A 15,447-nucleotide genomic window follows, 5' to 3' on the forward strand; every position below is an offset into this window, starting at 1 on the left:
AGAGTAAACAAATGATGTATTCCATTGCCAAAGCTGAACAATCATTACAGGCCAAACGCGGCGATCTTAACCTGCGCTGGTATCCGCGTTACCACCTCGCCGCGCGGGCCGGCTGGATGAACGACCCGAATGGTCTGGTGTGGTTTGACGGCTGGTATCACGCGTTTTACCAGCATCATCCATACTCGACCCAGTGGGGGCCGATGCACTGGGGCCACGCGCGCAGCAAGGATTTAGTTCGCTGGGAACACCTCCCGGTGGCGCTGGCACCGGAAGGGCCAGAGGATAAGGACGGCTGTTTTTCCGGCTCGGCGGTGGTGGATGGTGATACGCTGGCGCTGATTTATACCGGCCACAAATTCCACGGCGATCCGGATGACGAGGCTAACCTTTACCAGGTGCAGTGCCTGGCAACCAGCCGTGATGGCGTCCATTTTACGCGGCAAGGAACGATCGTTGACACGCCGCCTGGGCTGCATCACTTTCGCGATCCAAAAGTGTGGCGGGAAGGGGAGCGCTGGTACATGGTTGTCGGCGCGCGGGATGGCGAGACGGGCCAGGTGCGCGTTTACCGTTCTGACGACCTGCGCGAATGGCAGGATATGGGCGTGCTTGCGGTGGCTGAAAAAGAGATGGGTTACATGTGGGAATGCCCGGACTTTTTCACCCTCAACGGCAAACGCGTGCTGATGTTTTCACCTCAGGGGCTGGCTGCGGAGGGATTCAAAAATCGCAATCTTTTCCAGAGCGGTTACCTGCTGGGGGAGTGGCAGCCCGGCCAACCTTTCGTGCGTGAAGGTGAGTTTGTGCAGATGGATAGCGGGCATGATTTCTATGCGCCACAAAGCTTCCTGACGCCTGACGGCCGCCGCATCGTTATCGGCTGGCTGGACATGTGGGAATCTCCCCTTCCGGAACAGCAGGACGGGTGGGCTGGCATGCTCTCTTTACCGCGCGAACTGACGCTAAGCGCGGATAACCGCCTGCAGATGCGGCCAGCCAGAGAAGTGGAAAGCTTGCGGGGAGCGTGGTTCCCCTGGCCGGTGAGCACGCTCAACAATCAGCAGATCGTTCAGGTGGAAAGCTGCGATGCGATGGAGGTCATTCTGCAGTGGGACTGTTCTAACAGCAGCGCGGAGCAGTACGGCATTCGTCTTGGCGACGGATTCCGTCTCTACGTTGATGCGCAGATGCAGCGCCTGGTGCTGGAGCGTTATTATCCGCAGTATGGCCTGTGCGGTACCCGAAGCGTCGCGCTGAATCTGAACGACACGCTAAGCCTGCGCCTGTTCGTTGACAGCTCGTCAGTGGAAGTGTTTGTCAATGAAGGGGAGGCGTGCCTGAGCAGCCGCATTTATCCTGATGAAGGGGCGCGCGAACTGGCAATGTTTGCCTGGACGGGAACCGCATCGCTTATTGATGCCGGGGCGTGGCAGCTAGAGTAATACGTTAAGGCCTGCAAATTAAAAAGGCGACAGGTGTCGCCTCTGTTTCTATTTAATCTTTGTTGCGTAGCCTTCGAACTTTCCTTCTTTACTCACCGCTAATTTGCCTTTAGCAGGATAGTAAATGAAGGTGTATAGCCCTTGTGAATAAACTTTTGCCTGAGGCTCATTTTCATCCAGCGCGCCCAATACGCCATCGACATCCAGGATCTCGCCTTTAATTGTGATCTTCATTCCTTCCCATTTAAAGGCGTGTACCGCTTTGGCCGCCTGAGCATGTTGTTTCGCGTCTTTTTTATCCCAGATACCCGTACCCGCTGCGGCATCACGCGCGTTCGCCCATGCTGCATTTTGTGCGGCTTCATTATAAGCATTCTGGCGATTTTGCTCAGCCAGGTAGCAGGTATCTTTGCTAATGCCCTGGTGTTCACATTCGGCCATGCGCTGAGCAGGTGAAGTACACGCAGAAAGCAGGATGACAGCGCCAGCTATTAATACCGCTAAGAGTGACTTTATCATTACGATAATACCTTTGATGAAAAATATTCTATAGAAGAAAGTTTAATAGCCGCAAATATAATAAGCCTGATACATAATACCTAACCATGCGCCAACGATAATAAGCATCAGGTACACTATTACAGAGATAACAATGTATTTTGTCATACTGGTTATTTATTAAAAGCCAATCCCTACGCCGACTGAAGCCCCCATATTATTTGCTGTGTCATCAGAGAAGCTCACTTTACCAACCATATGTTCGTTAAAGTTAACCGACGCCCCAACCGCTAACGCGCTTTCACCGTTGTAAGTCGCACCGCCAGCCGAGAACATCACGCGCTGATTTGTTTGCACCTGAGGTAAACCGGCCATCGCCATCGCGCCACTGATACCCGCGTTTGCTTCTTTCTTGTTATTATCGACTTCCTCACGCAGCGATCTAAATTGCTGGTTAGCGTTGTTATTCAGAGCCTGTAATGTCTGTTTGGTCGCCTGCAGCTCCTGAGCCTCGGCCGTAACCGCATGACTATTAGTAGCGACTTTAGCCTGTGTTGCCGTGTCTACCTGCGTGCGTGTCACAGTGGTCATCACGCCATTTTTTCCATCTTTACCGTCTTTACCATTCGCTCCGTCACGTCCGTTAGTTCCGGCAACGCCCTGTGCGCCGGTATCGCCTTTCTCACCCTTAGCGCCGTCTTTTCCATCAACGCCGTTAGTTGGTTTTGGTGCATTCTCAAGAGCTAACAGGCGGCCATCTTGTATACCGTTAGTAGCTTCAACAGTTGCAAGGCGGCTATCCTGGACAGCGTTAACAGTTTCAATATTAGTAATTGCAGTTCCGTTAGTCAGCACGCCCTGTAACGCCGCATCACCTTTTTTATTAGCGGTGTCAGCAAGAGCGCCTGCTAATTTAGCTTCATGATCGACACCAGAGACAGAAGTCTGAAGAGAGGAAATATTATTGACGTTAGTGCTGATATTACCATTACTTGCGTCAATCTCGTTTTGCATCCGCTCACGATCGCCTTGTAAGTTATAGATCTGCCCGTCTTGTTTTACATTTTCAGCTTTCATATTATCCAGATTATAAGCGGTATTGTCAGTCCCCTGGACCTGAATAAAAGAACCTGAATTGAAGACGTTATCGTTAAGGTTTACGTTTACATCAGCTGCTTGAGTTACGTTCATAGAGCCAGTGAAAATAACACCAAATACAAAAGCACTAACGGCATTTTTAACAACTTTCATTTGTAAAACACTCATCATTTAAAAAGTAAAAATGGGCAAGGCTGGCTATCCTGGCGTGTTGATGTAACGTCTGGTTACGCCCGATTAAAATAACGGAGTTACGTTAAATTTTGAATAAATCACTTAATTCGTAACGTGCAGTAACTATCAATTAATGCGAGCTTTTGGATATTGATCTAAATCATAAATGGCATGAATAGCCAAAGTGAATTTTTAAGAGGTGAAGGGAAATATCTCAATGTTTACATTAACTTATAAGGTGAGGGCCAAACGCGAGTTTCGCGGTAACCCCTTGATTGAGAGGCTAAATGTTTAGCGAGGTTAAACGGTTTAGGGATTACTTTATATTTCATTCGAAATAAGTTTTAATGATTAATGAAACGTAAAAGAGACTGACTGAAAGCGGAAAAAATTATGTTGTTCGAGCTATTTCTTACACGCTGAAAAAGCGGATGTTTTTTGGACGTAATGGAAATGTTATGGAGAATGGTTTCGGTTCAAAAGAGGGGCACGATAGCCCCTGTAATTATCAAGCTTGTTTCTTCTCGTTCCACGCATCTGAAAGCAGGATATTACCATCTCTGAATCGCCACGGGTTTAACAGACAGCTCAGAGTCATTTATGGACTGACCCCACAACAGGACAAAGGCAATCTCACAAGCCAATAAACGCTTTATGGAAGTGCTGTTGATTGTCCTCGGTACAACAACTGATGTCACGACGATCACCAAACAGGACATTAAGCAGGTGATGGAAGTTGTTGAAAACCTGCCTAAGCGTGTTGTTCAGCCTTACCGTTCGATGACTGTCCAGCAATTGATCGAGTGCGATGATGTGCCGCCTGAAGATTCGGTTGGTGCGGAGTCAATCCACAAGCATCTGAAGATTTACAAATCGCTGTTCAAAACCTTCCTAACCGACAACAAAGACCTGGAGAACTCTCCGACTGATGGTGCAGTGGCTGCGCCGTCCAAAGCGAGATTTGGCGCATATATTGCAGCAGAAATGAGAAAATTTGTTGGCTGGGCGCTCAAGCAGCCTAACGGCAGGGAGAAATGGATCACGTTGCTGTTGGCATACACAGGAGCAAGAAGAGGGCAGGGGAAAACCGAAAATGCAACGCGACAAGTTGCGATCCACCCCAAACTGATCGAGTGTGGTTCCTCGATTTCGTTAATCGTCAGTGGAAAGAGAAAATCTTCTCGCCTGTGTCGGGTAAGAACATGACGAAGATCGGCAGAGTGTTAGCTGACGTTCGCGATCAGCTTGGGATTCCGTGCCTTGATGATTATGGACAGAGGCGATTGGTGCATAGTTTCCGTCACACAATGATTTCCACCTGTTTTGCTGGCTGGGTTGGTAACTTGTCGCACTTGCAACAGGTGGTTGGTCATGAGAAGAGCGGTTCAGGTATCATCCGGCGCTATCTGCATACATTTCCCTTATCTTCAGTCTGTTATGTAATTGACGGAATACAATGGGATTAGTGATACTACCTAAAATAAGAGCGCGGAGGGATCGCCTCCGCAACATTCATTTTTTTTCACACTTATGCAATTTAATTACGCCATTGTTTGCATAAGATTGTACAAAATCAGGATCATTCACCCAATAATATTTGGATTTCTTTCTATCGTAAAACCCATTCCATCGAAATTCGCCATTTCGATTAACGATGTTTAATTCTGCCAGAGGCGTAGTTGAACTTACATTCTTCCAATCAAAATTCATTCCACCTCGGCCAAGATCAGCTACACTGTCGTAGAAAATATCAACTTTCTCTTTAGATATTTCGTTAGAATGAACATTGACAACAATCTGATTGTCATTAACAACAAGTGGATTGGTGTTTTTGTCAATAGTAATAGAAAAACCATCATCATCACAACTAGTACTCCACACTCCAAAGTTTGAGTCTGCATGGGTTGCTATTGAAATTAACAATAATGTAAAAGGCCAAGCTTTCATTATTCTGACTCCGCTGTTTTTGTAATATAACCAATGTCAAGGTGAAGATCTGTTTGTCCCTTAACTTCTTCATCCAGATAATAATTGTATAAAGAAAGTGCTTCAGACTTTGTTTTCGCTGGCTGACCATACCTTCCAGGCGGAAGACTTGCCCATTCATAATTCACTGCTATCATCTTGGCTTTAAGAAGAACATCCACAATATCATTCGTTCTACTACTGGCAAGCTCCTGTAATTCTAGGACTGGTGAATTTGGCATAATGCTCCCTCAAGTTAATTTTCCATATTTTAATACTCGAGACGGCTTGAGTCTAAGGAATGGATGGATACTTGTGTCACACAAACTGTCACTCATCCTGTCACACACAGCCAAAAGGGCCGCTTTTGCCGTTTACAAGACTTCCCGCTGGCATTACTATCCTGAACAGGGATTAATGAGGAGCATTAATCGCAAGTTTTTGATTTTGTTTTATTTGACTCGGGGTGCCCTTCTTCGTTGAAGGCTGAGAAATACCCGTATTACCTGATCTGGATAATGCCAGCGTAGGGAAGTCAGATGCCTTCCCGGTCATCGCTTCTTCACGCAAGGCAGGAGCGAACCCATGCAGCCTGACCTGCTCGATTTACACGTTTTACACCACTTCCGCACCCGTTCTCCGCTGACCCACTGCATGACCAATGACGTCGTACAGACCTTTACAGCCAACGTTTTGCTGGCCCTTGGCGCATCCCCGGCGATGGTGATTGAGGCCGAAGAGGCCGAACAGTTTGCCGCGATAGCCGATTCGCTGTTAATCAACGTCGGCACGCTGACCGCACCGCGCGCCCAGTCGATGCGTCGGGCGATTGAAAGCGCGGTGGCGGCAGGCAAACCCTGGACGCTGGACCCGGTTGCGGTGGGTGCCCTGACGTTCCGAACCCGTTTTTGCCATCAAATTTTGGCCCTGAACCCGACCACCATTCGCGGCAACGCCTCCGAAATCCTGGCTCTGGCCGGAATGAGCGTGGGTGGGCGCGGTGTTGATACCACCGACACCGCCGCCAGCGCGTTGCCTGCCGCTCAGGCGTTGGCCCGCCAGACCTATGCCATTGTGGTGGTCACCGGCGAGGTGGACTACATCACTGACGGAGAGCGGACCCGAACGGTTACGGGCGGAGACCCGTTAATGACGCGCGTAGTGGGCACCGGGTGCGCGCTTTCTGCCGTTGTGGCGGCGAGCTGCTCGCTGCCGGGGGACAGGCTGGATAATGTTGCCGCCGCCTGCGGATGGATGAAGCGCGCCGGAACGGCAGCCGTTGCGCGCTCGCGCGGGCCAGGCAGTTTTACCAGCGCCTTCCTGGATGCGCTCTATACGCTGGAGGAACAGGCATGAAGCGGATTAACGCCCTGACCATTGCCGGTACCGATCCCAGCGGCGGCGCGGGCATCCAGGCCGATTTGAAAACCTTCTCGGCCCTTGGCGCGTATGGCTGCTCGGTGATTACCGCGCTGGTTGCGCAAAACACGCGCGGCGTGCAGTCGGTCTACCGTATCGAGCCAGATTTTGTTGCCGCGCAGCTGGATTCGGTGTTCAGCGACGTGCGGATTGATACCACCAAGATCGGCATGCTGGCCGAAACGGACATTGTGGAGGCGGTGGCCGAGCGGCTTAAACGCTATCAGGTGCAAAACGTGGTGCTGGATACCGTCATGCTGGCAAAAAGCGGCGATCCGCTCCTCTCCGCCTCCGCCGTTGAGACGCTCCGCAATAAGCTGCTGCCGCAGGTGGCGCTCATCACGCCCAATCTGCCGGAAGCCGCCGCGCTGTTAGGCACGTCGCACGCGCAAACTGAACACGAAATGAAAGCGCAGGGGTATGCGCTGCTGGCGATGGGCTGCGGGGCGGTGCTGATGAAAGGCGGTCATCTGGATGACGCTGAAAGCCCGGACTGGCTCTTTACCCGCGACGGCGAGCAACGTTTTACGGCTCCGCGAGTACAGACCAAAAACACCCACGGCACGGGGTGCACCCTCTCCGCCGCGCTGGCGGCGCTGCGCCCGCGGCATGACGGCTGGGCTGATACGGTGCGAGAAGCGAAAATCTGGCTCTCAGCGGCGCTGGCAAAAGCCGATACTCTGGAAGTCGGTCACGGTATTGGGCCGGTTCATCATTTTCATGCGTGGTGGTAACCCAGTATACTGGCAGGAAACACCACGCCTGAGAAAACAGAGATGGAACAAGCGCATACCCGGTTAATCGCTCAACTGACTGAACGGATCGCCGCGCCTGACAACACGCCGCTGTACCTGAAATTTGCCGAAACGGTAAAAAACGCGGTGCGCAGCGGCGTGCTGGAGCACGGGAACATTTTGCCCGGCGAGCGCGATCTGAGCCAGTTAACCGGCGTGTCGCGGATCACCGTGCGCAAAGCGATGCAGGCGCTGGAAGCCGAGGGCGTTGTCACGCGTGCCCGGGGTTACGGCACGCAAATTAACAACATCTTCGAATACTCGCTCAAGGAAGCGCGCGGGTTCTCTCAGCAGGTGGTGCTACGCGGTAAAACGCCTAATACGCTGTGGGTCAATAAACGCGTGGTGAAATGCCCGGAAGAGGTGGCGGGACACCTGTCGCTGGAGCCGAACAGCGACGTCTTTTTGCTGAAGCGTATTCGCTATGTGGATGACGATGCGGTGTCAATTGAAGAGTCCTGGGTGCCGGTTGGGCTCATTCCCGAACCGGATGCGATAGGAATTTCGCTGTACGACTATTTCCGCAGTCAGAATATCTTCCCGCAGCGCACCCGTTCACGGGTCAGCGCCCGCATGCCGGACAGCGAGTTTCAGGCGCACATTAAGATGGACGAAAAAATACCGGTGCTGGTGATCAAGCAGGTTGCGCTTGACCAGCAGCACCGGCCGATTGAGTACAGCATCAGCTACTGTCGCAGCGACCTATACGTCTTTGTGTGCGAGGAGTAATTCCTCACGAGTGGGCGCGCAGTCGCCGCCGCGATGGCTCACCACCCAGGACGCCACGGCATTCCCCAGCAGAACGGCGTCTGCCAGCGACCATCCCGCCGCCAGCCCGGCAAGCGTGCCGCCCGCGTGGCTGTCGCCAGCGCCAATGGTGTCCACTACCGTGGCGGGAAACGCCGGAACAACGCCCGATGCCTCGCCATCATACCAGGCAGCCCCGTCTTTATCATGCCGCATAATCAGCGCGGCGCCGAAGCGCTGCTGCCACTCCTCGCCCAGGTTTTCAGCCTCAACGCCCAGCCTTTCAGCAGCGAGCTCCGCTTCCTGACGATTAAGCGACACGATCGGCCTGCAGGCCATAATCCGCGCCATCAGCGCGTCGGGGATATCCGCGATGCGTGGGCCGAAATCGATAAGCGCCGTCACGTCCTCCAGCCCTTCAAGCCAGCCCGTCAGCAGCTCGCCGCACGGCGAGGCCAACTGGTAGCCGGAGAGATAAACCAGGCTATTTTGCGGGACGTTTAGCTCGTCAAGCCAGCGCTGCTGCCACTGGTTCTCGACGCCGCTAAAGGACATGAAGGTGCGCTCGCCGTCAGGCTCCACCAGCGCCAGACACCAGCCGTTGTCGCCGGTTTCAGCCTCCACGGCGCTGTGCAGATCCTGCTTCGCCATTGCGTTACGAATAATATCCGCCCACACGCCGTGGCCGACGGGGAGGGCGTTTTGCGCCACAATGCCGAGCCGTTTCAGGGCGATGGCGATATTCAGCGCGCAGCCGCCGATATTCACCCCCTGCTGTTTAAGCTCGATATCACACCCGCGCCAGGGCAGGGCGTAGGCGTCGGCGATGACGTCAATAACTGCCGCGCCCAGCACCGTCACCGGGCGCGTGGCGTGCAGGGTGTCGAGACGTTGGGCAAAAGAATTCATACCCCCTCCCTTTGCTCCCTGAAGTGCAGCAGTTTTTCACAGTAGTGACCGAAATCGAGCTGATTAACGGCGTCGAGTTCGGCTTTGAGCGCCGGGTCAATGGCCTGCACGCCGTGGAGCGCGCCGCAGATGGCCGTCGCCATCGCGCCAATGGTGTCGGTATCGCCACCCAGATTGGCGCATAAAATGGCGCAGCGGTTCGGGTCGGTTCCCGCCAGCTCCACCATCGCGATGGCTGCCGGAACGGACTCAATGGTGCTGGTACCCGCGCCAGTGAGCTGATAAATCTGCTCGCTGGCGGAGTCGATGCCGTTGGCGTCCCGCACGGTCTTAAGCGCCAGCTCAATGCGCGCCGCGAGCGACGCGCTGAAGGTGGTGGTTTTCGCCTCCTGCGCATAGCGGGCGATCCCCGGCAGGGCATCGACGATGTTCTGCCAGCGTTCCCCATCGATGGCGCGGGAAACCGCCCAGGCAATCACCACCGCGCCGGCAATGGCGAGATCCGATTTATGCGTCGGGCTGGAGGCCTGCGCAACCTGGTCCACAAAGTGCTCCAGCCGCGTCGCCGGGAGCAGGCAGCCCAGCGGGGAGGCGCGCATCGCCGCCCCGTTAGTCACGCCGTTGTTATCCAGCTCGCTGACCGGTTTCCCGTCACGAATCGCGTTAAGCGCGATTTTGGAAGTCGGGCCGAGCACGTTCTTGTTAAACGCGTCGAAGTCGAGCGCCCAGTTCAGGATATGCTTGCCGATAACGTCCGCGTTAATCTCCCCGTCGCACTCGATGATCGCATCGGCCAGGCACAGCGCCATCGAGGTGTCATCGGTGAACTCTGCCTGTTTGAAATAGCAGGCCGCGTTATTCTCTGCCGGGCCGGGTAAAAAGCGGTCGATCCAGCCGAAGTGCGCCTTGACGCGCTTTCTCGGCCACAGCTCTGACGGCATGCCCATCGCATCCCCTAACGCCTGGCCGTAAAGGGCCCCGAGAATACGGTCTTGTTTCATTTAACTTCCCCTTGTGTCAGCGCGGTATCGCCATCAACCACCTCAATTGCGGTGATCTCTGTATCCGATTCGCGGAAAAACAGCATAAACAGCACGGCAATCACGGCAATCATGACTGCACCAAATGTCCACATCCCGGCCCAGTTGAAGGTCAGCCCATTCACCGGCTCTTTGTAAGCGAACATTTTTTCCATCATCACGCCGCCCAGGCGGTAACCCAGCAGGCTACCAAACCCCTGACAGCACAGCGTAATCAGGCCTTGCGCGGCGGTGCGCATGTGCACCGCCGCTTTTTTATCCACGTAGATGTACGCGGTCACGTAGTAGAAGTCATAGCTCACGCCGTGCAGCAGGATGCCGAGGAACAGCAGGGCGTAGGTGAAGTACTGTTCAGCGCCACCGTAGACGAAGAAGCCGTAGCGGATGGCGGCGGTAATCAGGCCCAGCAGTAAGACCTTCTTAATACCAAAGCGTTTGGTAAAGAACGGCAGGGCGAGCATAAAGAAGATTTCAGAGAACTGGCCGAGCGTCATCCAGCCGGTGGCGTTTTTCATCCCCACTTCGGTGAGATAGCCGTTGGCGAAGATGTAGTAGAAGGCCAGCGGCATGGCGAACAGGAACGAGCAGAAGAAGAACACCAGGAAGTTTTTGTCGCGCAGCAGGACCAGCGCATCCAGCCCCAGCATCACTTTGAAATCCAGCTTGCCGGTACTTTTCGGTGGTGTGTTCGGCAGGAACAGGGCAAAGACGCCGAGCAGGGCGGAGCTGGCTGCGGTCATCAGCAGCGGAATATTGGTATCGGAAATATCGCTGTAGCCGAGCATCTGTGGCAGGAACCCGCACGCCAGCCCCGAGGCGATCCAGCCGATAGTGCCCATCACGCGGATACGCGGGAAATCAGCCTCAACATCGTCCACGTTCGCGAAGGCAATGCTATTGGTCAGCGCGATGGTCGGCATATAGGTCAGGGAATAGACCAGCAGCAGCGGGAAGAAGGTGCTGAACTGGGTTTGCTGCGCGGCGAAGTACATCAGGATCGCGCCGGCGAACATCAGCACCGACAGCACTTTCTGCGCGGCGAAGAAGCGGTCCGTCAGCGAGCCGACCAGGATAGGAGAGAGGATCGCGGCAATCGCGGTACAGGCGTAAGACCAGCCAATTTCCCCGGCGGTAAACCCGCTTTTGCTCAGCCACAGCCACAATGGCACAAACCACGCGCCCCAGATAAACCATTCAACAAACATCATGAATGACAGTTGGACTTTCGTTTTCATTTTTTAATCCTGCATGTCAGATAAGGTACGCCTTTAACATACCACTCAATAATACCTTTTAAATACCTTTATGGCGATTGTTTGATCAATGTAACAGTTTTGTTGTACACGAATCGAGCCAGCAGATTGTGCTGAAAAAAAATGCATATGGTGGAAAATCTGTTAAGTCGGTACCAGGCTTAGTCTGCCCATAAAAGATGGGACTGGATAAACACACACCGACACGACGTCGGATTTACGGGAGTATCACATGACTGATATTGCGCAGTTGCTTGGCAAAGACGCCGACAGCCTTTTACAGCATCGTTGTATGACCATTCCAGCCGACCAGCTTTACCTGCCTGGTCACGACTACGTTGACCGCGTGATGGTGGATAACAACCGTCCGCCTGCGGTTCTGCGAAACATGCAGACCCTCTACAATACCGGACGGCTCGGCGGTACCGGGTATCTCTCTATTCTGCCGGTGGACCAGGGCGTTGAGCACTCGGCGGGCGCCTCTTTCGCGGCGAACCCGCTCTACTTCGATCCGAAGAACATTGTTGAGCTGGCGATTGAAGCGGGCTGTAACTGTGTAGCCTCCACCTACGGCGTGCTGGCTTCGGTTTCGCGTCGCTATGCCCACCGCATTCCGTTCCTCGTGAAGCTGAATCACAACGAAACTCTCAGCTACCCCACCGAGTATGACCAGACCCTCTACGCCAGCGTCGAGCAGGCGTTCAACATGGGGGCGGTGGCCGTCGGGGCGACGATTTACTTCGGCTCTGAACAGTCCCGTCGTCAGATTGAAGAGATCTCCGCAGCGTTTGAGCGCGCGCACGAGCTGGGCATGGTGACCGTGCTGTGGGCGTACCTGCGTAACTCGGCGTTCAAAAAAGACGGGGTGGATTATCACGTCTCCGCCGACCTGACCGGCCAGGCGAACCATCTGGCGGCCACCATCGGCGCGGACATCGTGAAGCAGAAAATGGCGGAGAATAACGGTGGCTATAAAGCGGTGAACTTTGGCTACACCGACGATCGCGTTTACAGCAAGCTGACCAGCGATAACCCGATCGACCTGGTGCGCTACCAGCTGGCGAACTGCTACATGGGCCGCGCGGGGCTGATTAACTCGGGCGGCGCGGCGGGCGGCGATACTGACCTGTCCGATGCGGTGCGTACGGCGGTTATCAACAAACGCGCGGGCGGCATGGGGCTGATCCTTGGCCGTAAGGCGTTCAAGAAATCAATGGCCGACGGTGTGAAGCTGATCAATGCGGTTCAGGACGTCTATCTGGACAGTAAAGTCACAATTGCCTGACGTCTCCATCTCCCTCTCCCTGTGGGAGAGGGTTGGGGTGAGGGCATCATCGCGCACCGTGTGAAACATCAGCGCAAAAGCACACAGTCCGGCGGCAGCCTGCACCGCAGCGCGCCGGGCAACACCTCAATGCGGAACTGCGTCCCGCTCAGCGGCTCTCCGTCGAGGTTAAACGTCATCCCGTGCGGCGCATTCACCTCGAACCACGCCGATTTACCGTCAATGATATTCGGGCTCTCTTCCGGCTGCGTCAGCGTGGTAAACAGCGCGGGCAGCAGACCGTCGCCGGTGAAAATGCGCAGCTGTAGCTGACCATCGTTAATCAGCGCCTCCGGGCAGAGCTGCTGTCCGCCGCCTGCCTGACGTCCGTTGCCAATCCCAATCACCAGCGCGTCACCCTGCCACTGAAAAGCCTCACCGCGAATTTCGCATCGGTCCGGCTTGAGGGTGTCCATACGCATCAAACCGTGGATCAGGTATGACACGCCGCCCAGCGCCGCCTTCAGTTTTTCCGGCGTTTCGCTGGTAATGCGCGTGCCGAATCCACCCGTCGCCATATTGATAAAGCAGGTTTTGTCATTCACCTGGGCGATATCCACGGCGGTGGCTTTGCCGAGGATCGCCAGCTGAAGCGCCTTCTCTAAATCTTCTGGGATCCCGGCGCTGGTGGCAAAATCATTGGCGGTGCCGAGCGGTAATATGCCCATCACCGGGCGATCTGCCGGTGGCAGGTCGATAAGCGCAGAGGCGATCTCATTGATGGTGCCATCGCCGCCGCCGGAAATGATGGTGCTGATACCTAACGCTAAGCCTTCGTTGATATAGCGTGCCGCGTCGCCTTTTTCCCACGTCACGCGCACGTGGATACGTGCGCCGTCGTCACGCAAACTCATAATCGCCTGACGCAACGGATCGTTGCCTGCACTTTTGCCATTGAGAATCAATAAACTGTCTGGATAGGTTGCCATCCTCGCTGCTCCCTTTTTTAGCGTTAGTAAGAGTGTATAGCAGAGAGGAAAAAAGCGGGTAAGAACTGGATGAAAGGCAAAAAATAAGCCCGCGTAAGGGAGATTACGCAGGCTAAGGAGGTGGTTCCTGGTACAGCTAGCATTTATGGGTTATGTTTTTCAGCGGGGGGATAATACCCGTATTGAACGAAGCGGTATGTGATCCGATTCTAAGAATTATCCCAGCGCGAAAAAATTTCCCTGATTGACTATTTGCCGTGTGGATTACGTGTGCTTTCACCGTTGAAGTTACGCATCAGCAGCGCGAACTTCAGCTCCACCTCTTCCGGAACCGGCAGCCAGACGGTATGCCCGTCGCCCGGCGCAACCTCAATCGCTTCGCCTTTGCCGTTTTCCAGATGCTCCAGCGTGAAGTTCATGTTGCCCTGCGGGGTCATCAGCTCCAGGCTGTCGCCTTTGGTGAACTTGTTTTTCACCGCCACCGCCGCCAGCGCGCCTTTGCGCTCGCCGGTGAAGTCGCCGACAAACTGCTGGCGCTCGGAAACGGAGTAGCCGTGCTCGTAGTTCTGGTAGTCGTCGTGGGTATGACGGCGCAGGAAGCCTTCGGTATAGCCGCGGTGCGCCAGGCCTTCCAGCGTTTCCAGCAGGCTGGTATCGAACGGTTTACCGGCAGCCGCATCGTCGATGGCTTTGCGGTACACCTGTGCGGTACGCGCGCAATAGTAATAGGATTTGGTGCGGCCTTCGATCTTCAGGGAGTGCACGCCCATCTGCGTCAGGCGCTCAACGTGGGCGATGGCGCGCAGATCTTTTGAGTTCATGATGTAGGTGCCGTGCTCGTCTTCAAAGGCGGTCATATACTCGCCCGGACGCTTGGCTTCTTCAATCATAAACACGCTGTCGGTTGGCGCGCCGATGCCTAGCGTCGGCTCAACGTTCGTCACCGGGATCGGCTCATGCTTGTGGACGATGTTGCCGATATCGTCCTCTTTGCCTTCCTGGACGTTATATTCCCAGCGGCAGGCGTTGGTGCAGGTGCCCTGGTTCGGGTCGCGCTTGTTGATATAGCCAGAGAGCAGGCAGCGGCCGGAGTAGGCCATGCACAGCGCGCCGTGAACGAAGATTTCAATTTCCATGTCCGGCACCTGAGTGCGGATCTCTTCGATCTCTTCGAGGGAAAGCTCGCGAGACAGAATGACGCGGGTCAGCCCCATCTGCTTCCAGAACTTCACCGTCGCCCAGTTGACGGCGTTAGCCTGTACGGAGAGGTGAATATCCATTTCCGGGAAGTTCTCCCGAACCAGCATGATTAAACCCGGGTCCGACATGATCAGCGCGTCCGGCCCCATATCCACCACCGGCTTCAGGTCGCGGATGAACGTTTTCAGCTTGGCGTTGTGCGGCGCGATGTTGACCACCACGTAGAATTTTTTACCCAGAGCATGCGCCTCGTTGATGCCGAGCTGCAGGTTCTCGTGGTTGAATTCGTTATTACGCACGCGCAGCGAGTAGCGCGGCTGGCCCGCATACACGGCGTCGGCGCCATAGGCGAAAGCGTAACGCATATTTTGCAGCGTTCCCGCCGGGGAAAGGAGTTCCGGTTTAAACATGTTTGTTCTCGTTCTGATGACAGGTCAGATCCGCATGCACCAGGTGCAGCGGTAAGGGGAGATCCCCCACTTTAAGGGCGGGCATTGTAGCGCTGCGGGGCAGGGAGGTAAAGCGCGGGACTCTTAAAAAAGTAATTTACTACTCTTTATGGTAGTTGAAATTTATTTCATATTTAATAAATCAATAATGCGATTTAAAATAATTTATCTAAATGCAAAATAACAGTGGTTTTATCTTTTAT

14 protein-coding genes, 1 pseudogene and 1 riboswitch are annotated in these 15,447 nt (G+C 54.4%); of the genes and pseudogenes, 6 read left to right on the forward strand and 9 right to left on the reverse strand.

Going from position 1 to position 15,447, the window contains the following annotated elements; translation table 11 throughout:
* Positions 1–11: 11 nt before the first annotated feature.
* The gene (locus INF77_RS10370; protein WP_193532359.1) at positions 12–1,445 is read left to right on the forward strand and encodes a glycoside hydrolase family 32 protein; all 1,434 of its coding nucleotides are present in this window, start codon (positions 12–14) and stop codon (positions 1,443–1,445) included.
* 48 nt (positions 1,446–1,493) lie between these two features.
* Here INF77_RS10370 and INF77_RS10375 read toward each other — a convergent pair whose 3' ends face one another.
* The gene (locus INF77_RS10375; protein ID WP_193532362.1) at positions 1,494–1,964 is read right to left on the reverse strand and encodes a hypothetical protein; all 471 of its coding nucleotides are present in this window, start codon (positions 1,962–1,964) and stop codon (positions 1,494–1,496) included.
* A gap of 159 nt (positions 1,965–2,123) precedes the next feature.
* Positions 2,124–3,194, reverse strand: coding sequence for a YadA C-terminal domain-containing protein (locus tag INF77_RS23210; protein ID WP_227413949.1), 1,071 nt, complete (start codon positions 3,192–3,194; stop codon positions 2,124–2,126).
* A 636-nt stretch (positions 3,195–3,830) separates the two neighbouring features.
* Here INF77_RS23210 and INF77_RS10385 point away from each other — a divergent pair.
* Positions 3,831–4,681, forward strand: a pseudogene (locus INF77_RS10385) (integrase); the annotation flags it as partial.
* A gap of 46 nt (positions 4,682–4,727) precedes the next feature.
* Here INF77_RS10385 and INF77_RS10390 read toward each other — a convergent pair.
* Both INF77_RS10390 and INF77_RS10395 read right to left on the reverse strand, forming a co-directional pair.
* Positions 4,728–5,162: a hypothetical protein gene (locus tag INF77_RS10390; protein ID WP_074171867.1), complete on the reverse strand. Its 435-nt coding sequence runs from the start codon at positions 5,160–5,162 to the stop codon at positions 4,728–4,730.
* Positions 5,162–5,422: a hypothetical protein gene (locus tag INF77_RS10395; RefSeq protein WP_074171868.1), complete on the reverse strand. Its 261-nt coding sequence runs from the start codon at positions 5,420–5,422 to the stop codon at positions 5,162–5,164. Before INF77_RS10395 ends, INF77_RS10390 begins: the two co-directional genes overlap by 1 nt.
* 210 nt (positions 5,423–5,632) lie before the next feature.
* Positions 5,633–5,730, forward strand: a riboswitch (TPP riboswitch).
* Positions 5,731–5,765: 35 nt separating this feature from the next.
* On the opposite strand from INF77_RS10395, the gene thiM reads away from it, so the two are divergent.
* From thiM to INF77_RS10410, 3 genes are read left to right on the forward strand one after another with little or no spacing between them, the layout of a single operon-like run.
* Positions 5,766–6,536, forward strand: a complete 771-nt coding sequence (thiM, locus tag INF77_RS10400) for a hydroxyethylthiazole kinase (RefSeq protein ID WP_193532368.1) — start codon at positions 5,766–5,768, stop codon at positions 6,534–6,536.
* Entirely contained in the window at positions 6,533–7,333 is an 801-nt protein-coding gene (thiD, locus tag INF77_RS10405; protein ID WP_048959208.1) for a bifunctional hydroxymethylpyrimidine kinase/phosphomethylpyrimidine kinase, read from the forward strand. Before thiM ends, thiD begins: the two co-directional genes overlap by 4 nt.
* 42 nt (positions 7,334–7,375) lie before the next feature.
* On the forward strand, positions 7,376–8,122 hold the full coding sequence (locus tag INF77_RS10410) for a GntR family transcriptional regulator (protein ID WP_028013821.1): 747 nt from the start codon (positions 7,376–7,378) through the stop codon (positions 8,120–8,122).
* Here the strand turns inward: INF77_RS10410 and INF77_RS10415 are convergent.
* From INF77_RS10415 to INF77_RS10425, 3 genes are read right to left on the reverse strand one after another with little or no spacing between them, the layout of a single operon-like run.
* Entirely contained in the window at positions 8,096–9,049 is a 954-nt protein-coding gene (locus INF77_RS10415) for a PfkB family carbohydrate kinase (protein ID WP_193532370.1), read from the reverse strand. The genes INF77_RS10410 and INF77_RS10415 overlap by 27 nt on opposite strands.
* A complete protein-coding gene (locus INF77_RS10420; RefSeq protein WP_041909084.1) occupies positions 9,046–10,050 on the reverse strand; it encodes an ADP-ribosylglycohydrolase family protein in 1,005 nt (334 codons plus the stop codon). Before INF77_RS10420 ends, INF77_RS10415 begins: the two co-directional genes overlap by 4 nt.
* The gene (locus INF77_RS10425) at positions 10,047–11,324 is read right to left on the reverse strand and encodes a nucleoside permease (RefSeq protein ID WP_193532372.1); all 1,278 of its coding nucleotides are present in this window, start codon (positions 11,322–11,324) and stop codon (positions 10,047–10,049) included. The genes INF77_RS10420 and INF77_RS10425 overlap by 4 nt, the downstream gene beginning before the upstream one ends.
* A 250-nt stretch (positions 11,325–11,574) precedes the next feature.
* On the opposite strand from INF77_RS10425, the gene fbaB reads away from it, so the two are divergent.
* Positions 11,575–12,627 (forward strand): class I fructose-bisphosphate aldolase, encoded by a 1,053-nt coding sequence (gene fbaB, locus INF77_RS10430; RefSeq protein ID WP_008500869.1) that lies wholly within the window; start codon positions 11,575–11,577, stop codon positions 12,625–12,627.
* Positions 12,628–12,695: 68 nt separating this feature from the next.
* Here the strand turns inward: fbaB and yegS are convergent, their stop codons facing one another.
* Together yegS and yegQ are read right to left on the reverse strand one after the other, a co-directional pair.
* Positions 12,696–13,595, reverse strand: coding sequence for a lipid kinase YegS (gene yegS, locus INF77_RS10435; protein ID WP_193532373.1), 900 nt, complete (start codon positions 13,593–13,595; stop codon positions 12,696–12,698).
* Between the two features lie 248 nt (positions 13,596–13,843).
* Positions 13,844–15,205 carry a tRNA 5-hydroxyuridine modification protein YegQ gene (yegQ, locus tag INF77_RS10440; RefSeq protein WP_008500866.1) on the reverse strand — a complete coding sequence of 454 codons (1,362 nt, stop codon included), beginning with the start codon at positions 15,203–15,205 and terminating at the stop codon, positions 13,844–13,846.
* Positions 15,206–15,447: the final 242 nt, after the last annotated feature.

It is taken from the genome of Enterobacter cloacae complex sp. P1B (genome assembly GCF_014982345.1).
Classification (GTDB): Bacteria; Pseudomonadota; Gammaproteobacteria; order Enterobacterales; family Enterobacteriaceae; genus Enterobacter; species Enterobacter bugandensis.